21 protein-coding genes, 7 tRNA genes and 1 rRNA gene are annotated in these 25,180 nt (G+C 42.4%); 4 read left to right on the top strand and 25 right to left on the bottom strand.

Annotation, left to right across the window (positions count from 1 at the left end):
• Positions 1-64 precede the first annotated feature (64 nt).
• The 14 genes from T546_RS0116435 to hypB all read right to left on the bottom strand — a co-directional run bounded on the left by T546_RS0116435 (position 65) and on the right by hypB (position 17,033).
• A complete protein-coding gene (locus tag T546_RS0116435) occupies positions 65-1,030 on the bottom strand; it encodes a beta-ketoacyl-ACP synthase III (RefSeq protein WP_026892561.1) in 966 nt (321 codons plus the stop codon).
• A gap of 141 nt (positions 1,031-1,171) precedes the next feature.
• Positions 1,172-2,029, bottom strand: a complete 858-nt coding sequence (gene rsmI / locus T546_RS0116430) for a 16S rRNA (cytidine(1402)-2'-O)-methyltransferase (protein WP_026892560.1) — start codon at positions 2,027-2,029, stop codon at positions 1,172-1,174.
• Between the two features lie 39 nt (positions 2,030-2,068).
• Positions 2,069-2,806 carry a tRNA1(Val) (adenine(37)-N6)-methyltransferase gene (locus tag T546_RS0116425; protein WP_026892559.1) on the bottom strand — a complete coding sequence of 246 codons (738 nt, stop codon included), beginning with the start codon at positions 2,804-2,806 and terminating at the stop codon, positions 2,069-2,071.
• Complete coding sequence (locus T546_RS0116420; RefSeq protein ID WP_026892558.1) at positions 2,796-3,704, bottom strand: PSP1 domain-containing protein; 909 nt, start codon at positions 3,702-3,704, stop codon at positions 2,796-2,798. The genes T546_RS0116425 and T546_RS0116420 overlap by 11 nt, the downstream gene beginning before the upstream one ends.
• A gap of 3 nt (positions 3,705-3,707) precedes the next feature.
• Positions 3,708-4,697 (bottom strand): DNA polymerase III subunit delta', encoded by a 990-nt coding sequence (gene holB / locus T546_RS0116415; protein ID WP_026892557.1) that lies wholly within the window; start codon positions 4,695-4,697, stop codon positions 3,708-3,710.
• A gap of 128 nt (positions 4,698-4,825) precedes the next feature.
• Positions 4,826-5,899, bottom strand: a complete 1,074-nt coding sequence (locus T546_RS0116410; protein ID WP_242842249.1) for an alpha/beta hydrolase family protein — start codon at positions 5,897-5,899, stop codon at positions 4,826-4,828.
• 80 nt (positions 5,900-5,979) lie between these two features.
• Positions 5,980-7,602 (bottom strand): extracellular solute-binding protein, encoded by a 1,623-nt coding sequence (locus T546_RS0116405; protein WP_084326485.1) that lies wholly within the window; start codon positions 7,600-7,602, stop codon positions 5,980-5,982.
• Positions 7,603-7,642: 40 nt separating this feature from the next.
• The gene (locus T546_RS0116400; RefSeq protein ID WP_051629913.1) at positions 7,643-8,554 is read right to left on the bottom strand and encodes a carbohydrate ABC transporter permease; all 912 of its coding nucleotides are present in this window, start codon (positions 8,552-8,554) and stop codon (positions 7,643-7,645) included.
• Positions 8,555-8,565: 11 nt separating this feature from the next.
• Positions 8,566-9,495 carry an ABC transporter permease gene (locus T546_RS0116395; RefSeq protein WP_026892553.1) on the bottom strand — a complete coding sequence of 310 codons (930 nt, stop codon included), beginning with the start codon at positions 9,493-9,495 and terminating at the stop codon, positions 8,566-8,568.
• Positions 9,496-9,651: 156 nt separating this feature from the next.
• Positions 9,652-11,715: a helix-turn-helix domain-containing protein gene (locus T546_RS0116390; RefSeq protein WP_166429828.1), complete on the bottom strand. Its 2,064-nt coding sequence runs from the start codon at positions 11,713-11,715 to the stop codon at positions 9,652-9,654.
• A 403-nt stretch (positions 11,716-12,118) separates the two neighbouring features.
• Positions 12,119-13,174, bottom strand: coding sequence for a DUF5692 family protein (locus tag T546_RS0116385; protein WP_026892551.1), 1,056 nt, complete (start codon positions 13,172-13,174; stop codon positions 12,119-12,121).
• A 12-nt stretch (positions 13,175-13,186) separates the two neighbouring features.
• On the bottom strand, positions 13,187-13,534 hold the full coding sequence (locus T546_RS0116380) for a hydrogenase maturation nickel metallochaperone HypA (protein ID WP_026892550.1): 348 nt from the start codon (positions 13,532-13,534) through the stop codon (positions 13,187-13,189).
• A gap of 26 nt (positions 13,535-13,560) precedes the next feature.
• Positions 13,561-16,269 (bottom strand): FAD-dependent oxidoreductase, encoded by a 2,709-nt coding sequence (locus tag T546_RS0116375; protein ID WP_026892549.1) that lies wholly within the window; start codon positions 16,267-16,269, stop codon positions 13,561-13,563.
• A gap of 92 nt (positions 16,270-16,361) precedes the next feature.
• Positions 16,362-17,033 carry a hydrogenase nickel incorporation protein HypB gene (gene hypB, locus T546_RS0116370; RefSeq protein ID WP_026892548.1) on the bottom strand — a complete coding sequence of 224 codons (672 nt, stop codon included), beginning with the start codon at positions 17,031-17,033 and terminating at the stop codon, positions 16,362-16,364.
• Positions 17,034-17,230: 197 nt separating this feature from the next.
• Between hypB and T546_RS0116365 the strand changes: the two genes are divergently transcribed.
• Positions 17,231-17,938 (top strand): FadR/GntR family transcriptional regulator, encoded by a 708-nt coding sequence (locus T546_RS0116365; RefSeq protein WP_026892547.1) that lies wholly within the window; start codon positions 17,231-17,233, stop codon positions 17,936-17,938.
• Positions 17,939-18,029: 91 nt separating this feature from the next.
• Here the strand turns inward: T546_RS0116365 and T546_RS24710 are convergent, their stop codons facing one another.
• Positions 18,030-18,896, bottom strand: a complete 867-nt coding sequence (locus T546_RS24710) for a hypothetical protein (RefSeq protein WP_051629911.1) — start codon at positions 18,894-18,896, stop codon at positions 18,030-18,032.
• Between the two features lie 202 nt (positions 18,897-19,098).
• Between T546_RS24710 and T546_RS0116355 the strand changes: the two genes are divergently transcribed.
• Together T546_RS0116355 and T546_RS23790 are read left to right on the top strand one after the other, a co-directional pair.
• Entirely contained in the window at positions 19,099-19,812 is a 714-nt protein-coding gene (locus T546_RS0116355; RefSeq protein ID WP_026892546.1) for a response regulator transcription factor, read from the top strand.
• Positions 19,793-21,184 (top strand): HAMP domain-containing sensor histidine kinase, encoded by a 1,392-nt coding sequence (locus T546_RS23790; RefSeq protein WP_051629910.1) that lies wholly within the window; start codon positions 19,793-19,795, stop codon positions 21,182-21,184. Before T546_RS0116355 ends, T546_RS23790 begins: the two co-directional genes overlap by 20 nt.
• A gap of 409 nt (positions 21,185-21,593) precedes the next feature.
• On the opposite strand, the gene T546_RS0116345 is transcribed toward T546_RS23790, so the two are convergent.
• Positions 21,594-22,205, bottom strand: a complete 612-nt coding sequence (locus T546_RS0116345; protein WP_026892545.1) for a guanylate kinase — start codon at positions 22,203-22,205, stop codon at positions 21,594-21,596.
• A 48-nt stretch (positions 22,206-22,253) separates the two neighbouring features.
• Positions 22,254-23,756 (bottom strand): aminotransferase class I/II-fold pyridoxal phosphate-dependent enzyme, encoded by a 1,503-nt coding sequence (locus tag T546_RS0116340; protein ID WP_026892544.1) that lies wholly within the window; start codon positions 23,754-23,756, stop codon positions 22,254-22,256.
• Between the two features lie 129 nt (positions 23,757-23,885).
• Between T546_RS0116340 and T546_RS0116335 the strand changes: the two genes are divergently transcribed.
• On the top strand, positions 23,886-24,116 hold the full coding sequence (locus tag T546_RS0116335; protein ID WP_026892543.1) for a hypothetical protein: 231 nt from the start codon (positions 23,886-23,888) through the stop codon (positions 24,114-24,116).
• A 56-nt stretch (positions 24,117-24,172) separates the two neighbouring features.
• Here T546_RS0116335 and T546_RS0116330 read toward each other — a convergent pair.
• The 8 genes from T546_RS0116330 to T546_RS0116295 form a co-directional block, all read right to left on the bottom strand.
• Positions 24,173-24,245: transfer RNA gene (locus T546_RS0116330), tRNA-Lys, on the bottom strand.
• Between the two features lie 3 nt (positions 24,246-24,248).
• Positions 24,249-24,321 (bottom strand) — tRNA-Phe (locus T546_RS0116325).
• Positions 24,322-24,365: 44 nt separating this feature from the next.
• Positions 24,366-24,439 (bottom strand) — tRNA-Met (locus T546_RS0116320).
• A gap of 51 nt (positions 24,440-24,490) precedes the next feature.
• Positions 24,491-24,572: transfer RNA gene (locus T546_RS0116315), tRNA-Tyr, on the bottom strand.
• A gap of 20 nt (positions 24,573-24,592) precedes the next feature.
• A tRNA-Thr gene (locus tag T546_RS0116310) sits at positions 24,593-24,665 on the bottom strand.
• Positions 24,666-24,696: 31 nt separating this feature from the next.
• Positions 24,697-24,769: transfer RNA gene (locus T546_RS0116305), tRNA-Val, on the bottom strand.
• Positions 24,770-24,792: 23 nt separating this feature from the next.
• Positions 24,793-24,866: transfer RNA gene (locus T546_RS0116300), tRNA-Asp, on the bottom strand.
• Positions 24,867-24,953: 87 nt separating this feature from the next.
• Positions 24,954-25,180, bottom strand: a 23S ribosomal RNA gene (locus T546_RS0116295); the annotation flags it as partial.

The following is a 25,180-nucleotide window of genomic DNA, read 5'->3' as shown; positions in this document are numbered from 1 at the left end:
AATCTCCTCTTTATTCAAATATTATATGCTATTACTTTGACATTCAAAGTATTAGTTAAAATCATTACCACTCTAAAAGAGTGGCTCCCCAGGTAAGTCCTGCGCCAAAGCCAGCGAGTATAATCTTATCTCCCCGCTCTATCTTTCCCTCCCGGTTCATCTCATCCAGTAGTATAGGTACTGTAGCCGCTGAGGTGTTTCCAAACCGTTCCAGATTGGTAGGAAACTTCTCCATGGGCACCTTTAACCTTTTTGCGATGGATTCAAAAATCCGGTAGTTTGCCTGATGCAGTATAAAGTATTTAATTTCATCTATGGGTGTTTCGCTCTCTGACAGCACAGTATGGATTGATTCTGGTACCGTCTTTACAGCGAACTTAAAAACTTCCTGTCCGTCCATGGTCATATATCCAAGCTCCGGCGGTGTTTTCGTAAGAAAGTTTCCAGTGGTACGTGACCGGCACTCCAAAGCGCTTGATTTTCTTCCGTCAGATCCAAGTGTCATGTAAAAGCTTCCGTTCTCTTCTGCCTTTACAACCGCAGCTCCAGCTCCGTCACCAAAAAGAACACAGGTACTTCTGTCCTTCCAGTCAATAATCTTACTTAAGGTATCAGCTCCAATGATCAGTCCTGTCTGATAAATTCCCGCTTTAAAAAAGCTGTGAACCGTATTAAGCGCGAATACAAATCCGGAACAGGCCGCACTGATATCAAATGCCACTGCCCTATGTGCACCAATGGCCGCCTGAACTTCACAGGCCCCACTTGGAAAACAGTGATCCGCAGTAGAGGTAGCAAGAATAATGATGTCTAAATCCTCCGCTGCTACGCCTGCCTGCTTTAGTGCTTCTTCCGCTGCAAGAGTCGCCAGATGGGAGGTTCCCGATTCTTCCGACGCAATCCTTCTTTCCCGGATTCCCGTCCTGGTACGGATCCATTCATCATTGGTATCCACGATCTTTGAAAGATCGTCATTGGTCACTACCTGTTCCGGTACCGCAGAGCCGGTTCCAATTATTTTAGTAGTCATATATTCCCCCATTCATGCACCGGTCTTTCTGGTGAAATCACCATCATTCGGTCCCATGCCTCGTTGGATTGTTTTATATATCAAATATTTTGAATTTCAAAATAATTTTATAAAAAGTTAGGTAAATTGTCAAGAGAATTTTTATAATTCATTTTTTATCAAGTACTGATAAACCTCCCGTTTGCTGATTCCACGGTCCTTTGCCACCATGCGCATGGCCTCTTTGCGGTCGATTCCCTTGTCCTCATAAAGGGCCATATGCTCTTCCAGGGTCATCTCTTCAAAGGACTTAATCTCGGCCTCTTTTATCTCCTGAAAGCTTTTCCCTTCTATTACAATGACACATTCCCCCTTAGGGTCCTCTGTCTCATATGTTTTAAGGGCTTCCAAAAAGGTAGTCCGAAATGCCGTTTCATACCGCTTGGTCAGCTCTCTGCATATGGTAATCCTTCGGTTTCCCAAAGCCTCCAAAAGCTCGCCTAACGTTTTAACCAGCCGATGAGGTGCCTCATAGATAATAATAGTTCTTGTTTCATTCTGAAGCTCCGTAAGAATCCACTGCTTTTCCTTCTTATCCGTTGGCAGAAATGCTTCAAAACAGAATCTTCTTGTCCCAAGACCGGAAAGAGTTAACGCTGTAATACAGGCCGCCGGTCCCGGAAGAGAGGTGACCTCGATTCCTGCCTCATAGCACTGCTTCACCAGCTCTTCTCCCGGATCTGAGATTCCAGGAGTTCCTGCATCCGTAATTAAGGCTATGGATACCCCTTCTCCCATCTTATCAACTAAGTATCTGGCCTTTTCCACCTTATTGTACTCATGGTAGCTGGTCATCGGCGTCTTAATATCAAAGTGGTTCAACAGCTTAATGCTGTGTCTGGTATCCTCCGCAGCAATTAAGTCCACTTCCTTTAATGTATTTAAAACCCTCAGGGTGATATCATCAAGATTCCCAATAGGGGTTGCACACAAATATAACTTTCCCTTATTTCCTTCCATGTCTCTCACTCCCGGTTTCTTTCTTCCACCTACGTTTTATCAATACCCATAGATGGTGTAAATCTCATCCGTATACACGCCCTGCTCCTTGTATACGATAACAGGTGCCTCAACCTTAATCATGGACTTACCGCCCCGGACAGCCTCGATTAAGACCATATTGGCTTCCCGGTCAACAAACGGGTGAACCATCTTCATCCGTTTTGGTTCCATTCCATAATTCTTTAATGATGTTATAATTTCAATTAACCGGTGGGGCCGGTGTACCATATAAAACCGTCCCCCTGGCTTTAACAATCTGGAGGCTTCTCTCGTCACATCATCTAAGGTACAGAGCACCTCATGACGGGCAATCGCCTTTGGAAGATCCGGGTTCTTAAGGCCATGAGCATCATTCATATAGGGAGGATTTGACGTCACTACGTCAAAGGAAGCCGCACCAAATAAACGGCTGGCTTCCTTAATATCTCCTGTTACAATGCTAAGTTTATCTTCCAAATGGTTTAAAGCCACACTCCGCCTGGCCATATCAGCCACTTCCTCCTGGATCTCAAGACCAGTATAATGAAGGCCATCATACTTGGCTTCCAGAAGAATGGGAATGATTCCTGTCCCTGTTCCCAAATCCACCGCTCGCTCTCCCGGCTTTACATTTGCAAAGCCGGATAAAAGTACGGCATCCATTCCAAAACAGAACCCATTTTGTTTCTGTATAATCTGATAACCATTGCGCTGCAGGTCATCAATCCGTTCGTTGTCTTTTAAATCAATTATCATCGAGCTTGGACTTTCCTTCTTTCTTTTCCAGAGCCTCAAGTGCCTTCAGCTCTGCATCCGTAACCTGGTTCTTATCTCTTCTGCGTCTTGGCTTGAACTTTAACTGCTCCACCTTATATTCCCGGATTTCTTTTTCATCCTTGATGGTAACAATAACCTTAACCAGCTGTCTTAAAACGCTGACAGAGTGAACTTCACCCTTTAAATTATCATCCGTAGTTACGAAATCACCTACATTAGGAAGCTTGCTGTTAAGCTCTTCATAGGTTTCCTCTTCGTTCTTCAAACAGCACATCAGTCTTCCGCAGACACCGGAAATCTTGGTTGGATTCAGAGAAAGATTCTGTTCCTTAGCCATCTTAATGGATACCGGAATAAATTCAGAGAGGTAAGAATGGCAGCATAAGGTTCTTCCGCAGATACCGATTCCCCCTACGATCTTAGTCTCGTCCCTTACACCGACCTGACGAAGCTCGATTCTCGTCTTAAACACAGAAGCAAGATCCTTTACAAGCTCCCTGAAATCGATTCTTCCATCGGCAGTAAAATAGAACAATACCTTATTATTATCAAAGGTGTATTCCGCATCAATCAGCTTCATCTGAAGACCATGCTTGCGGATTTTCTCCTTACAGATCTTAAATGCTTCTTTTTCCTTCTCGTGGTTTTTCTTCTCCACCTCATCGTCTGCCTTGGTGGCCATACGGATGACTGGCTTTAATGGCTGAACCACCTTTTCCTCTTCCACTTCTCTGCAGCCTAAGACAACGAAACCATACTCAACGCCTCTGGCTGTTTCCACGATCACATGATCTCCTGTCTTAACTTCCAGGCTCATGGGATCAAAATAATATATCTTCCCCGCATTCCGAAACCGAACGCCTATTACCTTTACCATTGTTTAATTCTCCTTCATAACAAGCAGCATGAGTTCCATGGCCAGTTCCATGTTCACATTTGCTTCAAGACGGATTCTGGCCTTATCAATGGCCTTTAAAATCCTCTCGATGCCGTCATAAGCGCTGGCTGCACTCATCTCCTTCATTGTATTAAATTCTTCCCTAAAAATCAGAAGATTAATATCCTGTGTCACTTTATACATTAAAACATCCCGATACCATAACTGCATAAAATCAAGACAGTCATAAATATCCAGATTTTCATCCTTCATCTTTTTGATATAAAAAAGCAGTTCAATAATATCCATCTCCTTCAAATGCTTCAGCATATGAAGAAGCTCTGAATACAAAAGCTGAAATTCTTCGGAAGAAGCCAGATGAATGGCTCGTCCTAAATTACCTCTTGCAAACGCAGCGTAAATATCAGCTCTGCTTTCCTTTATGCCCAAAGATCCCATGAGGTAGGACTTCACCACAGAATCCTTTAACGGCTTTAGCTTAAGCTGCACGCATCTGGATAAAATGGTAGGAAGAAATGCCTCCTGATTGGTGGTAAGAAGCATGATAATGGCATAAGACGGAGGCTCTTCAATGGTCTTTAAGAGAGCATTCTGGGCTTGTACCGTCATTTTTTCTGCTTCATCCACAATGTATATTTTATAATAGCTGCTGTAAGGACGTATCATAATGGTATCATGGATCTGTCCTCTGATGTCATCTACACCGATGCTTCCCGGCTTTTCATGACCCACAAAAATCAGATCCGGGTGATTGCTGCTCATCACCTGCTTGCACGCATGGCACTCCATGCAGGGCTCGCTTTTCCCCTTTTCACAAAGAAGGGTCATGGCAAAGGCATTGGCAAGAGATTTTCTTCCCATCCCGGTCTCACCTGTCAGAATATACGCATGGGAAACATGATCGGACTCAATGGCTTTCTTAAGATGCTCCTTAATTGTGTCATGTCCAATAATATCGTTAAACCCTGGCATAAAGACACCTCCTTACTGCTGTTGTCCCATCCGTTTCCCTTGCATATTTATAACAGGAAAACGAATTATGATCATTATATCATAGAACTTTTCCCATCACAAGAAAGAAGTATTGGCAAATATGACTGTTATCTCATTAAAAATTCCTCAATATGCTCCTGATGAAAGCAGTGCCCCCCATCCCACACATCATGGAAAATCCTGTCCTCCATTCCAAAGAGACCATAGGCTTCCTTCACTACCAATAGCTGCTCCATAACATTTTCCATTCCTCGTTCCCCATTTAGATGATCCTCTCTTCCCGACTGGATCATCAAAGGCCTTGGAGCGATCAGCGCCCCAATGTCTCCCATATCTACATGTTCCCACAAACCAGGAACATAATTACAGCTGCAATTGCCATTTAATTTTAATAATGAATCTTCATATCCATAAAAATATCCACTGATAATAACTTTCTTTACCCTGTCATCAAGAGCCGATAACCACAGAGCCTGCATTCCCCCACCAGAAAATCCCACGCATCCGATGGTATCAGCATCCCATTCGCCCCTTTCCTCTACATAATCAAGAAGCCTCATCAGATCCCAGGTATTCAGACCGCATAGTGTAAGCCCAAGAGGCTCTGCCATATGTGCCAGATGAAAGCAGGTGGAATTGATAAAGGAATCCTCATCCTCTCCCTGAAGAGCCTTTTCTCTCCGCTCTCCAAATCCCCTGGCGTCAGGACAAAGAGCCACATACCCAAGCTTAGCCATCTTAAGACCATAATCATAGTGGAACAGCTCTATTTTATCTGCAACAGCAGGTATCTCCCTCACACCTGCCACAGAGTACTTACCCGCTCCCGAATGACCGCAGGGAGCAAGAAAACAGCTTTGCTTTTCCTCACTCTTTTTGGGAGGAATCAGTACAAAGACCGGCATATAAACCTCCGGCTCCACCTGAATTAAAATCTTTTCCCGTATGATCCCATCCTCAATCTCCACCCGCTCCAGACACTGTGGATGTAAGGGGCAGGACTCCATACGGCTAATTCCGGTCAGATCCCTTAAAATATTTCTTACAGATTCCTTCCACTGGTCAAATTCCTCTATGGACCTGGCGCAAAACTTATCTTTTCTCCTGTGCTCCTTAAATCTTTTTTTCATCCGCTCTTCACAGGTATAAAACATTTTGATCGGTATCGTTCTTTCTTCCATTATCCCAAACTCCCTTCACCATATAGAAAAAGGCTGCTGCAAAATTAGATTTTACAACAGCCCATATTGTTATTTTTTCATTACTTAGTTGCTTTAAAGCGGTCGTACTGCTGCTGTTTTACCTTTAATAAATCCTTTACCCCCATACTGTCAAGAGTAGAAAGATAGGAATCAAAGGTATCAAGGCTGGTGGTTCCAGTGATGAAAGCCACATTGGTCTCTGCAACATAAGTGGTAAGATCTGTCTGATACTGAGCAATGATATTCTGCTCATCCTTGGTTGAATAAATAAATGGCCATGGATCTCTTATATAGCTCTGTAACTCTTTGTCAATATCTACATGCCATTTTGGTAAGAGTACATCGGTTGCTTCTACTGACTGCTGAGATGGAAGACAGCCTGCATTAATTCCAAGCTGCTGGAGCCAGTTATTATCAGCTGCCTTTTCTGTATAAGCCTTTTTGCCATCAGCACCAACCGTATAGCTCTCTCCTTCAATGCCCCATACATAATAATTCTGAGCTTCTTCACTCATCGCATAATCAAGGAATCTCATGGCAAGAATCGGATCCTTATCGCTGGTGCTCACACCGAAGATACCGGAAATTGGTGTTCTGCCGAGATAAACTCCTTTATCATCACCTGATAACGGAGGAATTCCTACCATAACTCCAGTTTCTCCATTATACTCCGGATACTGCTTGCTGTAAAGCTGAGACATCTGCCAGCTGAAATCAAAGGTTGCACCTGTACGGTTCTGAGCGCAGCGCTGTGTAATCTGATCTCTGGTTAAGGAAGTATATTCTACCTCTAAAAGACCTTCCTTGTATAATTGGTTTAAGAATGTAACATACTTTTTATATTTTTCTGGCTCTGCCGGTGCATAATGTACTTTTCCGTCGTCATCGGCATAGTAGCTGCTGACTGGATCAAGACCAACAGAAGGACCAAACATAGCAGGAAGACCAAAAGCAGGACCAAACATGGAAGAAAGTCTGTCTGCGGTCACGCTAAGAGGAATTTCATCGTTGACATCCCCATCACCATTCATATCATTGGCTTTAAATGCCCGAAGCACTTCTACGAACTCATCAAGAGTCGTTGGAACGGGAAGATTAAGCTTATTCAGCCATTCCATATTGATCATAATACAAGGCTGATAATTGTTTGTAACAGCTGTCTGAGGCAGGTAATAGATATGTCCATCCTCCGCAGTCAGACTGGCTTTGATTCCAGGATTCTCATCCAGATACTTTTTATAGTTTGGCATATAATCCAAGTACTCATCCAGAGGATAAAAAAGTCCGGCAGTGATGTAGGTCATATTGTTATCAAGATCAGGAAGCTGGACAATGTTTGGAAGGTCTGTACCAGATGCCAGCATAGGGCTTACGCTATCCTTATAATTAACTGGAGATACTAAGGTCCAGTCAATGGTTACTCCAGCGTTTTCCTGAATCTTTTTAACAATGTCCGCATTTGCATAATCCACGGTAGAATACCAGGAATTCTGTGCCAGAATGCTCACCTTAGCACCAGGTGTCTTTGTAACAGGTGCGGCACCAGTATAAGAAAAATCTGCCTCCGCACTTTTTGCTGTTGTTGCTTCCTTTGGATCCCCCTTGCTTCCGCAGGCGGACAGACCCGTCACAGCCAGAACGGCTGTTAATGCGAGCGCTGTACTACGTAATCCTTTTTTCATGTAATTACCCTCCATTATATATTATTTCATCAAGGTTAGATTAACCCTTAACTGCACCAAGCATGGTTCCTTTGACTAAATACTTCTGTATAAACGGTGTGAGGCATAGGATTGGAACCATGGATAAAACAATGCACACATACCGGATCTGAATGGTTGACTGAGCCGCAGCACTGGCGGCCGTAGCACTTCCAGAAGACTGCATGATTTCAGAAGATGCCATTAACAGGATTCTTCTTAAAAATAACTGAAGCGGCTGTAAATTCTGCTTTCCAATGTAAAGGAGTGCGCTGAAGAAGTCATTATAGCGCGCAACCGCATAATAAAGAGTTAACACGGCCAAGGTAGGCTTAATTAAGGGAATTGCGATTTTGTAAAGCACATGAAGATCATTGGCCCCTTCCAGATAAGCACTTTCAAACAGCTCCTCTGAAATGGATTCAAAGGCCGACCGGCAGATCATAACATTGTAAGCGCTGACAAGAACCGGAAGTATCATGGCAAGACGGCTGTTATAAAGTCCAAGGCCGGTAACTACCACATAGGTTGGTATCAGTCCGCCGGAAAAATACATGGTAAATGCCAAAAGAAAATTCATCTTTTTCCGAAGGAAGAACCGCTTTCTTGACAGCGGATACGCCGCCAAGCAGGTAAACACAATGTTTAAAAAGGTTCCCACAAAGGTATAGTAAAAGGTATTTCCATAAGAAACCCAAAGGTCCTTATAATTCATAACCATTTTGTAAGTACTTAAATTAAAATCTACGGGAAACAGCATTACCAGCCCTTTATTTACTGCCGCTCCTGAGCTTAAGGAAATACTGACTACATACATAAAGGGATAAAATGTCACACCGACAGCCAAAACGATCAGCAAAAAGACAAGGACATCAAAAAGCTTATCCGCAAGACATTCATTTTTAAATTCCACCCATGCACTTTTTTGTTCCATATCTCTTCTCCTTACCAAATAGATGTATCCGTCATTTTCTTACTCAAACGGTTTGCCAGGAATACAATTGCAAATCCAATGAGAGAATTAAACAGACCAACCGCAGTTGCATAGCTGTAATTTTGATTATCAATACCCTGACGGTATACATAAGTAGAAATAACATCCGCTGTCTCATAAAGTCCGGAATTGTAAAGCAGGTAAACCTTTTCAAAGCCTACATTGAGTAAATTTCCAAGTGACATAATAAGAAGCAGCACGATGGTTGGCTTAATACTTGGAAGAACAAGATAACGAATGGTCTGAACCTTCGTCGCTCCATCCACCTTCATAGCTTCATATAACTCAGGACCAATTCCCATAATAGCTGCCACAAAGATAATAGAGTTAAATCCAAAGGTCTGCCAGGAACCAGATATTACATAGATACCCCGAAACCATCTTGCTTCCCCCATAAAGTTAATGGCACTGCCTCCAGCTTTTACGATCAGCTGATTTACAATTCCACTGGATGGAGATAAGAAGTTGGTGATCATACCGCACACAACCACAGTAGAGATAAAGTATGGAAGATAGGTAATGACCTGAGCACCTCTCTGCAAGGTTTTACTTCTGATCTGAGTGATGCACACCGCAAACAAAATCGGAATCGGAAACCCAAAGATCAAAGAATAGAATGATAATAAAAACGTATTCCTTACCAGACGAAACGCATAAGGCGAATTAAAAAACTGAATGAACCATTTCAGCCCTACGAATTCCCCTGAAAAAATACCAGCCATACCTCCCCCCGGCTTGTATTGCTTAAATGCCATTACCAGACCTGTCATAGGTAAATAAGAAAATACCAGGAAATAAATCAAAACAGGTGCAAACATTAATAGCAGGTACTTATCTCTTTTTATATACGAAACCAGTGACTTGCTCTTCTTCGTATTCATTTTTCGTTCCCCTTCCCTTAGCAATATTGATAAGGAAATTGTACACATTGCACTATAATTTGTATAGTTTCACTTTATTCACGACGTTTTTGACTAAAAAAAATGAATGAATCAAAAAAAGACTGGTAAAATACCGTCTTTTTTTGATTCATCCCCCTACAATTCTAGTCCATCCTGCCCCATTCGATAATCACTTGGGTTCTGTTCCATTATCGCCTTAAAGTTTCTTCGGAACGTAAGCATGTTGGTATACCCGCATTCCTCTGCGATTCTCTCTAATGATAAATCCGTTGTCTTAAGAAGATGCACCGCATACTCCACCCGGCGCTCCTGAACATATTTTAAATAAGTTACCCCAAACCTCTTTTTTACCAGAGACGTTACATACTTGCAGCTGACCGAAAAATGATCCGCAATCTGTGCCAGAGAAAGATCTGGATTCCTGTCATTTTGGTTGATGTACTCAATCAGCTCCCCATCAAGCCCAGGAAGCTCCTCCTGAGAATCATTCTTTTCCTCCGCCTCTGAAAGCATCCCATAAATAATCCCTTTATAATACGAAATCACTTCCTCAATGGTCATATAATCCGGACACTTTTCCATCTTCCGAAACGGGATTCCGTAAAATTCTCTGGAAATCTGAAGCACCTTTCCTACCGTAACATAAAGCTCACTTAGAAGAAGCTGGTTGGCCGTCACAGAATGATCACTTTCCTGTTCATTTTTTTCCTGAATCTCCTGAAAGAAAGCTTCAATCTCTCCCCGGTCCTTTTCCTTCACCGCTTTAATGAGTGATTTCACCGGATTTTTAGGGAAATAATAAGTTAAAGAAAACTCAAGCTCTGCATCGTAGAAATAAACGCTTCCTCTGTCCTCCCATAAAATCCGGTCCAGAGTCATAATCGCCCGGTCACAGGAAGCATTCAGTTCCTCAAATTCTTCCCTTACATCATCCGCTCCCACGGTCAGCACCACAGTATCCGGCACTTCTTTTCTGATCCGTTCAAAAATATCATACAGCTTATCCTCTAAAAGCTCACCCTTATCGCTGTTAAGAATTAAGAACAGATGCCTTCGATCCTTTTCATAGCATAAGATTTTATAATCACTGTCAACTTCCTCTGCTGCCAGACGTTTAATCAACTGCTTTGCTTCCTTCACCAGATTCTTATTATGATTCTTATCCCAGATATCAATAACAGCTGCCAAAAAGAACATCTTCTTAAACTCAAAGAAATTCTTTAACCCTCCCTGGTTCATTCCTTCCTTATCAAAATCCCCTGATATCAAACTATATAAGATCCCCTGACTGGCATAGGGAGAAATGGTATGAACCTGTTCCATGTAATCATTTCGTTCCCCAAGAAGATGTTCTACATCCTCAACAATCCGTTCCCCTTCATTCTTTTCCTCTCTTTTGCCTTTCCCCATGACCTGACGAATCCGTTCAAAGGGAGACGCATACCGATAAGCAAATGAATATGCCAGAAACGCATAAAAAGCAAAGATAATAAACCCAAAAAGCAAGGCATAAAAGGAGATATCCCGGATACCAAAGGAGATCTTATCCGATGATGCATAAATTTCATAGGAAATATTACGATCCGCCCGAGAAGCCTGCCGAAATACACTCCCCTTAAGGCTCCCCTTTTCTAACACAGGCGCCCCATTATAATACATGACAAGGCCAGTATCATCCCCTGTTAAGGAATCCAACAGATTGGTGATTTTCTTGTCTTCAAACAGAACACAGATAATCCCTCTGGTGGAGCCTGACCCATATTTATATTTGCTGGTGTAGATAAAATACTTCTTATAAAAAATCAACTGGTCATTCTTCATTCCCAGCATTGAATTTAAGTCCTGCAAGCTAAGAGGCGTAACCTCAACATTAGATAAATTCAGCTTCTCCGGAAGACGAATCACTTCATTGCCAGTATAAATCTTATCATATTGATTTAACATAAGAGCAATATCATAAATATTAAAATTATCACCTGCCGTCTTTTGCAGCCGGATATCACTTAACACCTGATAAAGGAGATAAGAATCAATGGGCTGACCCATTTGTACCGTAACGTAAAGCTTATTAATCAATGATGAAGTGTTTAAATCAGATACAATTCTCTGCGCACTAAAAATCTGCTGATCCATGGCATTGGCAAAGGTCTGAATTTTTGCATTATAATAAGCAGCCGTCTGTTCCTTTTTCACCTTCATAGATTCATAGGAAATGACTGCTGAATACACGATAAAACTAAGCAGTATAATAATACAATAAGAAAAAAACATGTTTCTGAAAAATCTGCTCTTTTTGTAACCCGGTGATTTCCCCATAATCTTCATTCTGCCGCACCTCAAGATCCCAAACTAACACCTGTACACTTTACATAAATATAGTTCAAATGTCTCAGAATAATATACCAAAAGTTCCAACAACAATCAAGGATTAAAGTATTACCAATCGCAAATGTACCTCTCTTCTCATATATCATGATAGATTCTCTCACAAACTTTCACAAAGCCATCCGCCTTATGAAATTATATTCCATCTTAATATGTTTTTCTATTACACAAAAAAAGTCTGAGAGCCATAAAACCGCTCCCAGACGTAATCAAACCCTTATGATTCAGCCAGAACCTTAACCTCTTTATACTTCCTAAGATCCCCATAAAGTTCCCCTGTATATGGATTTTTCTTTGTTTTAACGATTCTGTAAATCATATAACCAAACACCCCTATATTAGCCAGAAGAGCCAACAAGCTCATTACAAACATAAAGGTAGTATTTGGTGCTGCCCCAGCCACCTGATAGATGCCAGAACCAGCTAAAACCGTATACCCATCAGATGCAAGCAACCCTTCTCTAATAGCAGCCTCTGCTATATTCTTACTGGAACCAGAATGAACTAAAAACTTACTGGCATCCTGAAATGCCGGAAATGTCTGTGCAAACATACACCAAAGTGCCAGCGTCTGAGCACGATGCTGAAGCCAGGCTCCCTTGCCTAAGGTAAATGCACAAATTGTGGGTGCAAGTAAAAGTGCAAATCCACAATACCAAGCATGGGTAGGCAGACAGTTATAGGTATAAGCAAAATTCCATAAATCATAGGCAATGATCCAGAACCACAGCATATCCGGCCAAAGCATATCCTGGCTTTTATCCTTGCTTGTAATTTTCCGAATGCAGATACCAAACCATCCCGTTATTGTAATGATATTTAAAAGCCCAGCAATTCCATTCATCACATTCCACGGTCCGCCTATGTAATACTGAACCTGGTTGTTCATGTATTCCATGACCGGCGTTACATACTGAGAAACTTCAAAATCCCTGATACAGGCTTCCATAATATTAATAGCCAGGATTAAAGGCGGAAAGCAAAGTGCGATTTTATTATGGCGCAGCTTCTTAATATGACGAATGCACCAAAAACCAATGCAGCCAGCCGTAGAAGAATAAACCTTAGCCAGATGGAACCAATCCATATAGGAAGTATCCCGTAACACCGTCAGCCAAAGAACCGTTAAAATAATTGGAAGTACAACAAAACACCCAAATCCCACCCATTTAAACCGCCGGCTCACTTCATTGGCTGCAAATAAAGAAAGAAACACACCTACCCACACCAGTAAAACCAATATTGCAGGAACACCTTCTGTAAAAACAAACATACTTAATCCTCCTTATGAACACGCTTCTATTTCTTTAATAATAAACTCATTTCCCGTTATCAGATGTGTAGCTTCACTTCCGCAATGGGGACATACCTTTTTAAACTTCAACGTAGAATACGTCTCCTTGCAGTCCTCACATACCGTCACTGCCGGAATTTCAAGAATCCTTAGCTCTGCTTCCTCTAAAAACTGAGATTTCACCCGAAAATATTTCCAGCAGTCCATGAGATAATCAGGAATCACACCGCTGACTTCCCCAAGCTCCAGCGTGACTGAGGACACCTTTTTAACCTGTTCCTCCCTGGATATCTCCTCAACCGTCTGGACGATATGAGTGACCAATCCTAATTCATGCATAACTGCACCTTCTTTTTTTCCAGTTCTTACACGGACCGGTTCTTATTGCGGATAATCCGAATCTGCCGTTTCAATGCATATGGCAGTACCATCTTCACCTTATCCTCACTCTTTACCATTCTACTAGCCTCTGGTAACTCTCTAAATAAATGGATGGCATCAAATTCACACTTTGTGGTGCAGACACCACATCCAATGCACCGGTTACGATCCACCACCGAGGCACCGCAGCCCAGACACCTGGTTGTCTCTGCCTTCACCTGTTCCTCCGTCAATGGAAGTCTGGTATCATCAAAGGTAGTCTTCGGATCAACACCAGATACATTCCCTGCTTCCTGCCTGCGAAAGCAGCTTACACGCTCCCTTGGAATCACCAGATTTTCCTTATTAAGTTCAATAAACTCCCTGCGGTTCCTTCCAATGATAAGACTCTGCCCTTCATGAACAAACCGATGAATGGAAACAGCCCCCTCTTTGCCTGCTGCAATGGCATCAATAGCAAACCTTGGCCCTGTAAATACATCACCTCCCACAAATACATCCGGCTGTGCTGTTTGATACGTCAAAGAATCCGCCGCTGCACGGCCCCCACCTGCCAGCTCAACCTTACTTCCATGTAATAAATCACCCCAAATGATACTCTGTCCAACGCTAATTAAAACATGTTTACATTCTACTGTAATGCAGTTCATCTCATCATACTGGGGATGAAATCTTCCATCACAATCGGTGACCGAAATACATTTTTGAAGCACAATTCCTTTTACACTTCCATCTTCTATTATTATTTCCTTGGGCCCCCAACTATTATGGATTTCAATCCCTTCCTCCAGAGCTTCCTCCACTTCTTCTTTTGCCGCGGGCATTGTCAGGCGGTCCTCCAGACAGTACATGGATACAGAAGAAGAGCCTGCACGAACCGAGCTGCGGGCCACGTCCACCGCCACATTGCCTCCGCCGATTACCACCGTCCGTCCCGGTAAAGTAATGTCTTTCCGGCTGTTACTCATATGTAAAAATTCCACCCCAGTAAAAACTCCCTTAGCATCTTCCCCTGGAATATTGACCTTTCTTCCCCCCTGACACCCAATGGCAAGATAAAATGCCTTATACTCCTTTTTCCGAAGTTCCTCGATAGTCACATCCTTACCAATCTCTACCCCGCACTGAAATTCCACTCCCATCTGGCGAAGCACATCAATTTCAGCCTCCAACACGTCTTTTTCCAGCCTGAATTTCGGAATTCCATAAGTAAGCATACCTCCCGGCCTTTGATTCTTTTCAAACACAGTGACCGGATATCCTTTCTGAGCCAGGAAAAATGCACAGGTCATACCCGCGGGTCCAGCTCCGATGACTGCTATCTTTTGAGGATAAGGCTTCCCAATCTGATTCACCATAGGAGGGATATAGCGTTTCTCGTTAGAAAGCTCCAGCATTGCTATAAATTTCTTTACTTCATCAATGGCAACTGCCTGATCGATGGTACCTCTTGTGCAGGCCTCTTCACACCTTCGATTACAGATACTGCCGCAGATAGCCGGAAATGGATTGTCTTTCTTAATCAGCTTTAAAGCCTCTTCATATCGCCCCTGAGAAGCCATCTTTATGTATCCCTGAACCCCAATATGTGCCGGACATTTCGTCTTACAGGGCGCTGTTCCCGTATCATAACAATTGATCTGATTGTCATCCCGGTAATTTTCATTCCATTTCTCAGGTCCCCATTTTACAGAATCCGGAAGCTCCTGTCTTGGATACTCCACCAAACCATCCTTAGTGCACAACTTCTGACCAAGCTTTACAGCCCCTGACGGACAATACTCCACGCACTGTCCGCAAGCCACACATTTATCTCCATCCACCTTGGCAATATATGCCGACCGTGACATATTAGGCGTATTAAATAGCTGAGAGGTCCGAAGAGCATAGCAGGAACAGACACAGCAATTGCAGATAGCAAATATCTTATCCTCTCCATCAATATTTGTAATCTGGTGAACCAGCCCATTGTCCTCCGCACGCTTAAGAATCTCCATCACCTTTGCTTCGTCAATATAACGTCCTTTGTTGGTTTCCACCAGATAATCCGCCATATCCCCCACACCGATGCACATCTCATCTTCCAGGTGACCGCAGCCCTCTCCTAAAATCCGTCTGGAACGGCGGCAGGAACAAGCCCCTACCGCATATTTTCCCTTATACTTCTTCACCCAGTGGGAAATATGCTCTATACTCAAAGACTTCTGCTCCGTGGAAATGGCCTTTTCCACAGGAATTACATGCATTCCGATTCCTCCTCCTCCCAGGGGAACCATAGGGGTTACCTTTTCCAGAGGAAGACGTGACATCTCATTAAATAGTTTCGCAACTTCCGGGTGAGACTCCACATGTTCCTTGTTCATATTCATAAATTCCGCACACCCTGGCACGAACATGGGAAGTATGTACTGTTTGTGATGATCCCGATTCTCCCAGTTATACTCGATGAATCCAATCACACTCATCTCCTGAAGCAACGCTTCTGTCCTGCTTAAATCTTTTTTGCATCTCTTTGCCACCTCTTTGGCTGACATCGGCTTTCTCACCTTCATAGCCAATGCCACTTCAGCCATCTCATCTGTAATAGACCCGGCAAGCCCCCAGTACTCCGCATCCTCCACTGTGACCTTATGCCCCATTCGGTCTGTAATCTTCTGCCCCAATTTTAAGATTAATGCTCTACCTTCATCCATTTTCTACTCCTTTTTATTTTTAAAAACTATAAATTCTTATAGAAAATACAAAAATTTTATTTATTGCGAAAACAATTCCCAATTACATTTCATCATTGCTGCTGCCACTTCTTCACCTCAGCTTCCAACCACTGAGTCCACTCTTCCATCCCCTCCCCGGTACGAGCAGAAATGGGAATGATCTTAGCCTTTGGATTTCTCATTAATATGCCAGATTTACACGCTTCTAAATCAAAGTCAAAAAAGGGCAGAACATCAATCTTATTAATCAGAACCACATCACATATAGAAAACATTAACGGGTACTTAAGCGGTTTATCATGTCCCTCCGGCACGCTTAATATCATGGCATTCTTTACTGCCCCAGTATCAAACTCCGCCGGGCAAACAAGATTACCCACATTTTCAAGAATCGACAGATCCAGCCCGTCTGTCTCCAGCCCCAAAAGGCCCTGAGCCGTCATTTCTGCATCCAGGTGACACATTCCCCCCGTATGAAGCTGAATCGTCTTGACCCCAAGCTTTGAAATACTCCTGGCATCTACATCTGAGTCAATGTCCGCCTCCATAACACCTATTTGAAGCTGATCTTTCAATCCACTGATCGTCCTTGTCAGTGTAGTTGTCTTTCCGGCACCAGGCGATGACATCAGATTAAGTAAAAACAGCCCTTTTGATTTTAACTCTGATCTCAATTGATCCGCTCTTCGGTCGTTATCTGCAAAAATACTCTGCTTAACTTCCAGAACTCTGAAATCCCCCATGGGTAACCCCTCCTTAGAAAATTTCTGGTTATACCAGAATATGTTATGATTTTAACATTATACCTTTTTGCACAATTCAAGTCAACTTTTCCCGTTATTTCTATACATTTCATTAACTTTCATCTTGATTTTACCACTACTATGTTGTAAAATTCCACTATGGTATCTGGTATAACCAGTGCCAAGGAGGAAATCATATGGAGTTTTCAAAAATAACTGCACCATCACTAAAGGATTTGTTTGTTCAGCAAATAGAAGAAAAGATATTATCCGGAGAACTTCCTGTTGGAAGCAAGATGCCGCCGGAGCGAGAAATGGCAGAACAGATGAAAGTCAGCCGTGCCGTTGTAAATGGGGGAATCAACGAATTAAGAAGAAAAGGATTTTTAGAAGTGCTGCCCAGACAAGGTACCTACGTAGCCGATTTCAGCCGCAATGGTAATCTGCAGACCTTAATCGCATTATTAGAATACCGTGGCAACAAACTGGATAAAGCCGGTATCCGCGCAATCCTTGAAATACGAACTGCCCTGGAACAGCTTGCTGCCGGCCTCGTCATTGATACTGCCACCCCAGAGGCCATTCACCATCTGGAATTAACCGCAAAAAAGCTGAAAAGCACAGATTCCATACAAAAAGCAGCCCAGATCGCCTTTCAATATCACCACGACCTGGCTTATTATGCCGGAAACACAGTCCTTACCCTGATTTACTCTTCCTTTAAGGAAGTATGTATTGTTTTATGGGTACGTTTCTGTAAGCTATATGGCATTCAGGCTTTATACGGCCATATCATACACCTTCAGAGATACCTAAACGATAGAGATAAACAAGGTGCCTGCCAATGGATACAGAAATACTTAAGAGACACCATAGAAGGATCTCAGCAGGTTTATGAGGAATAGATAAGTTCAGCATATAAATATAAAACACAAAAAAAGGATAAGGAGCCATTCATCCATAAGCCCTTATCCTTTTCGTATCATTATTCTTTTATTACTTCTTAGTTGCACTTGTTGATGCATCCGTTGTTTTTCCTGCCTGAGTACCTGCTGTTCCTGTTTTAGCAGATGCATTTCCAGTCTGGTTTACAGTTGTTCCTGCTTTAGCAGATGCATTACCAGTCTGATTTACAGCTGTTCCTGTTTTAGCAGATGCATTACCAGTCTGGTTTACAGCTGTTCCTGCTTTAGCAGAAGTATTGCCAGTCTGTACCGTACTATTTACGGTTTTAGCTTTTGAATTACTTATCTGCGCTGCTGCCTTTTGCTTTTTCACTGCTTTTGTATTTTTAGCAACTGCTTTTTTAGATGTTTTTGCCTTATGTGTTTTTGCTTTATGAGTTTTTGCCGTAACATTACGAACCTTACCAGCTTTTTTCTTATTTGCTTTTACTGTTTTAGCTTTATGTGTTTTTTTAACTGCTGTCTTTTTATGTTTCTTTGCGCTGGCTTTCTTATTTGCTTTTTTAACAGCTGCTTTCTTACCAGCCTTCTTTGCATCCTTTTTAACAGTCTTTGCCGCATCAGCTGCCGCTTGTGTGGTCTTTACTTCCGCTGAAGTCTTAGCCGCCTCTGTACTCTTTGCTGCCGCTCCAGTTTTAGCTGCCTCTGTACTCTTTGCTGCTGCGCCAGTCTTAGCTGTCTCTGTGCTTTTTGCCCCTGCTGCTGTCTTTGAGTTCTCTGTTGTTCCAGTACCCGTACTTCCTGCTTTAGCAGCTGTTGTATTCCCTGCAACCTGGCTGCTCACTACCTTTTTCGTGGTACTGGGGGCCTGCGCTGCCTGAGCCGGAACGGTTAAACTGCCAGTAATGAGCATGGCTGTGACTAATAAGGATGTGACCGGTTTCAATGATTTTTTCATAATAAATCTCCTTTCCATTGTTGGCATGATCCAATGAGTGAAATCATGATCGCTACGCAACTGATTTCCTTCTCTGCCTCAAAGAATACTACCAATCCCATACGCGTTTCAAAGGTGAAACTGTGGCAAAATAGTGGCAGCTATATCATTTAAAGTAAGAAAATGATAAAATACAAAAAACAGCCGAAAGGATGGGGTATCGATGGAAAAAAAGAAAATTTACCTTGCAGATGATGAACAGCCCATAAGAGATTTGATACAACTTTTTCTGGCTGCAGAGGACTACGAAGTCCAGACATTTCCTGATGGAGACAAATTATTATCGGCCTTTGATAAATCCCCCTCTGATATGGTCATACTTGATATAATGATGCCTGGCACAGACGGACTGGTTCTTTGCAGCGAGATCCGCAAACGAAGTAACACCCTAATTATCATTGTCTCTGCCAGAGACAGCGAAACAGACCGTATCGCAGGAATTACCCTTGGCTCTGATGATTATCTGACAAAACCATTTTCTCCCATGGAGCTGGTAACAAGAGTGAAAGCCCTTTTTCGCAGAATGGACTTAGACCGTGGCAGCTACAAAGGAGAAATATACACCTATGGAAATATAAAAGTTGATGTAAATAAAAGAGAATTTTCCGTTGAAGGAAAGCCACTTGATATCACCCCAACCGAATTTGCCCTCATGGTCTACTTATTAGAGCGAAAAGATCAGGCCGTATCAAGAGAGGACCTGCTAAAGTATGTATGGAAATTCGACTTCGAAGCGGATACAAGAGCCACCGATGATGTCATAAAAAGGCTTCGAAAAAAACTGGTCACTGCAGAAGCCGATGTTAAAATTCAGTCAGTCTGGGGCTATGGCTTCCGTCTGGAATTAGGAGATACCCATGAAGAGTATAAAAAATAAGATTCGAAGACCCTTTCTTATCCTGCTCATACTGATTCCACTTGCAACCCTGGTACTATTTAACATATCTCTCCGCATTTACTTAAATGCATCTGCCAAAAATGAATTAAAAGCCACGATCCACGCAGTAGAAAAAGTAATAAAAAGCGAGCTGGAGACAGACGGAGGCACCCCCACCGAAAAAAGAGCCCTGGAAATGGCCCGAAATATCCTTTCAGCTCTCAAATCCTCTCATTTTTCACAGGGAATGGATTTTTATTTGCTGGATATCAATTCAGCCCCGGTATTCCCGGCAAAAACAAAACTCACCTCATCTCAAACCGCCTTTCTAAACGTCATTTCCCCGAAAATAGACCAGATGAAAGAAAGAACGGTCTATACCATACCCGTAAATGGAAAAAAGTACTTTACCATTGCATATACCATGAACAGTGATGATCTAAGCAATATGATAGCCGTATTTGCCCTCCCAACAGAACACATTAATAAATACCTGGCTGCGGTCAACCAAATCCTGGTCGTTATCATGCTTCTAGGGATCCTGATTGCCATATATTTATCCGAAAGAATCGCCGCCCACATAACAAACCCCATAACAAAACTTAGCAGCCTCTCCTTAGAAATTGGCCAGGGAAACTTCGACGCCAGCCATTTTACCAGCCCCCAGGATACAATAGAATTCAAGCAGCTATACGAAAATATAAGCCTCATGGTAGGAAGATTAGAGGCCTACGATAGAAACCAAAAAACCTTCCTGCAAAATGCCTCACACGAGCTAAGAACACCGCTCATGTCCATCCAAGGCTATGCAGAAGGGATAGAAAGCGGAATATTCCCCGATACAAAAGAAGCAGCACAAATCATAAAGCGAGAAAGCATCCGCCTAAACGAATTAGTAAGTGAACTCCTGACCCTATCAAGATATGAAAGCGGCACCTATAAGCCTCAGTGGGAAGAAGTAAATCTCTGTCACCTATTAAAAGATTATACCCAGCGCCTTATGGGCCTGTCCGCCAAAACAAACAAGACCATAGAGCTGCACCTCCCAGAGTATGATGTAATGGTTCAGATCGACGATATGCTCCTTTCCCAGGCCGTAATGAACATTGTATCCAATTGCCTCCGTTACGCGAAAAAGAACGTAACAATATCCCTGGAGAAAACAGCAGAAACCATCAGTCTGAAAATATCCGATGACGGAGATGGAATCCCCGAAACCGACATTCCGTTTATCTTTGACCGCTTTTATAAAGGTAAAAATGGCAACTTCGGCCTTGGCCTTGCCATTGCCAAATCAGCCGCAGAATTGTTAAACGGTAAAATCACAGCTTACAATCAGGAACAAGGCGCCGTCTTTGAAATCTCATTTTGATATTATAATAATATGTTAAAATACTTTGCTTTTCTCATTCTGCTTCTGAATCTTTACAATTGATATCACTCTAATTATGTACCATTTTTGTTATCAATAATTTTAATTACGAAAAATTTTATCTTATATCAGCCCTTCTTTCACATCTCACTCTATAAATAAATTAATAAATAATAAATAGATAAACAAGTCTATAAATAAAAACAAGTCCTTGGATAAGTAAAGATCGCATCTACCCAAGGACTTTTTCTATGTTGTATTTATATAATTATTACGATACCTTTCATCTCACCGAAACATGGCTAATTAGCAATCTGTATCTATATCTGTATCTGTATTTCTATCTCTATTTCTATTTCTATTTCTATTTCTATCTTATCTCTATTTCTATCCTTATCTCTAATCCTAACTATCCAAGCCCATCCAAAGCATGAACTACCTTACCCCTTACGACCTCCAAAATATCTCTAAGACACATTTCCAAATCATCATTCAAGAATCTTCGCTTAATTCCGCATCGAATTAAATTATCTTCTTTAAAATCCTCTTCATCAGCCAAATACCGTCTGCAAAGCTCTGCATATTTAGGCTCTTTCTGTTTATCTTCCCTATCAAGGGCCCTCAACAGACGTTTCCTGTCTTCCACTTCAATATAAATAGGAACCATGATACCAGCTCCATAATAATTCCTTGTTTTCTCATAGGATTCCAAGGTACCAATCATCAGATAGCTGTCATCATTATTCACATCAATCTGTCCATCGTCAACCGTAAAATAAGTCCACGGACCCAAAACAGACTGATATGTCCTCTCTTCAATGATCTTACCTTCTTCCCGCAACTGCATCAACCTGTCCTCAGAGGTAAAATAATATTCTTTCCCGTCTTTTTCCCCCTCCCGAATCGGTCTGGTGGTATATAAAACAACCTGTTTCAGCTGGGGCTGCATTTCCAGTAACCGCTTATAAATAGTATCCTTACCAGAAGCGCTCTTCCCCATCACGTAAAATATCTTTCCCATCTTCATTTGCTCCAATTCATTGATCATATCTCATAGAAAATGTAGTACCTACATTTCTTCTAAAACAAATATTTCTTCTGCCGCCTCATCTTCCATTCCCTGAACCGGAAGCCCTAAATCCTTAAATTTCATAATCAGTTCCACTAAATCACCTGTCAGAACTTCGCCCGGTACAACAATCGGAATCCCTGGTGGATACAAATAAACGAATTCAGCCGACACTCTACCTATTGCCTCTGAAATCTTCATTTTTTGACGTCTGCCATCCATTGCTTCAAAAATGGGATATCTGCAGTCTTCCTCAATCGTAATACCAAGAAGCACACTACCAGTATCACTCTGCCCTGCCATTTTCCCATCTTCCTGCAAAGAAATGCTTCCCAAACCAGCTGTAGCTCCATATTGATCATCCAACTCAAGCAATGCACTGCAAAGCCTCTGAAGCCCTTCCTCAGTATCCTCTAAGGTTGTTATGGCCGTCACATAGTCTGCCCCGCACATTTCCATTTCCAAATGATACTCTTCCCGCAGCAAATCGCTTAATTGGTTCCCTGACCATCCAGTATTTCTTGTAGACACAATCACTTTTGACCGGTCCATATCATAAACACCATACTGCCCAATAATTTCATCCGAAAGCAGCGTTAAATGCTTCATCCCTTCTAACCGACTTCGCATTCTAATCAAAGACTCAGAAAATTCACCCAGCTTCTCTCTTCCCTCACCATCCATGTAAACAATGCAATTCTCTATACTAGCCATAAATACATAGGACGGGCTGCTAGTCTGATACATATGAATATAGCGATCAAGTCTGTCTAAATCAATATACCCTCTCCTGACATGTAAAATAGCAGTCTGCGTCAAGGAGGGAAGCGTCTTATGAAGACTCTGAATCACAACATCAGCACCTAATTCCAATGCAGACACCGGAAATTCATCCACCCTACCAAATGTAAAATGCGCCCCATGGGCTTCATCCACAATTAACGGTATACCAAACCTATGAACCACTTCAGCAATCGCCTTAATATCTGAAACAACACCGTCATAAGTTGGGGATACCACAAGCACTGCCTCGACCTCTGGACTTGTTTTCAACAATTCTTCGACATCCTCAGCCAGTATTCCACCTTGCAGCCCCAAATCCGGTACCATTTGTGGATAAATATATTTTGCTTCCAACTGTTTGAGGAAAACTCCATGAAATGCTGACTTATGGCAATTCCTGCTCATTAAAATCTTGCCTCTGTTTGATACCGCTGCACTAATCGCACTTAATATCCCACAGCTACTCCCATTCACAAGATAATAAGTTTTATCTGCACCATAAACCTCAGCCGCCCACTCCAAAGAATCCTTTAAAATGCCCTCCGGCCGATGAAGATTATCAAATCCCTCAATCTCCGTAATATCTATAGAAAATGGATTAGGGAAATTTCTTACCCCGTCACTCCTATGCTGCCTCTTATGCCCAGGCATATGAAATGGATAAAAATCAGATTTGCTATAATCTATTAATCTCTCTAATAATCTTGGTCTTTCTCTCACTATACTATCCTCTTCTGGTGCTATTAATATACACTTGTGTAAGTATATCATCCTTATCCCTTCTTTACAATTTTTTCTCCGGAAGCTATAATAGTATTTTGAGTAAAAAAGAAAGAGAGGAAGATTACTATGAGGTTAATCGAGTTTAAAATGGAGCGTCCTGGTCTGGTAAAGGCAAATGATGAAGTTCACGTCATTGAACGAGAAGGCGCCAGCAGCTACAGTTACATTATCGATCCAGCTGTGGCCATGTCTGGCTGTTACTCTGGAAGAGACCGCATAAAATCTGATAAAGGGATTGTAAAAGAAGTAAAACATAATGATCGGGGTTATTACGTAATCGTAGAATTCGATGAGTAATATGATCTTCGGACAATATAAAAAGCCCTGAAACATTTCTGTTTCAAGGCTTGTCCTGAGACACCGGGGATTCGAACCCCGGACAACTTGATTAAAAGTCAAGTGCTCTACCACCTGAGCTAGTATCCCATATGCCCAAAGCCGGAATCGAACCAGCGACACGTGGATTTTCAGTCCACTGCTCTACCAACTGAGCTATCTGGGCCTATGCACGCTTTCGTAAGATTTCACTAATAATGCGCATAAAAATTGCGGGGGCAGGATTTGAACCTACGACCTTCGGGTTATGAGCCCGACGAGCTTCCAGACTGCTCCACCCCGCGCTATTAAATTATATTGTATTATATGCAGTGATTGATATTTTAATCACCAAATGGATGGAGATGGATTCGAACCATCGAAACGTGTCGTAACAGATTTACAGTCTGCCCCCTTTGGCCACTCGGGAACCCATCCATAATTTAATTTTTATTGCAAGCCGATGATCGGACTCGAACCGATAACCTGCTGATTACAAATCAGCTGCTCTGCCAATTGAGCCACATCGGCACAACTATCCAAATGCGGTTTGCATACGGAATGGGACCTATAGGGCTCGAACCTATGACCCTCTGCTTGTAAGGCAGATGCTCTCCCAGCTGAGCTAAGATCCCATAATCAAAATTTAGTTGTAAAACGACCCGGATGGGACTCGAACCCACGACCTCCGCCGTGACAGGGCGGCGCTCTAACCAACTGAGCCACCAGGCCAAACCTTATTGAAGATATTTACACATACCCTCAAAACCACACATTGTTATATATCTTTCATCCGTTCTTCCTCTTACCTAAACCAACCTGGTTAAGCCCTCGACCTATTAGTGACAGTCAGCTGCACATGTTGCCATGCTTCCACCTCTGCCCTATCTACCTCGTCGTCTTCAAGGGGTCTTACTCTTGCGATGGGATATCTCATCTTGAGGGGGGCTTCACGCTTAGATGCCTTCAGCGTTTATCCCTTCCCGACTTGGCTACTCTGCCATGGTGTTGATCACCAACAGATACACCAGAGGTCAGTCCATCCC

The organism is [Clostridium] aerotolerans DSM 5434 (genome assembly GCF_000687555.1).
Classification (GTDB): domain Bacteria; phylum Bacillota; class Clostridia; order Lachnospirales; family Lachnospiraceae; genus Lacrimispora; species Lacrimispora aerotolerans.
The sequence above is the reverse complement of the archived record's forward strand: the minus strand, read 5'-3'. Positions and strand labels throughout refer to the sequence as shown.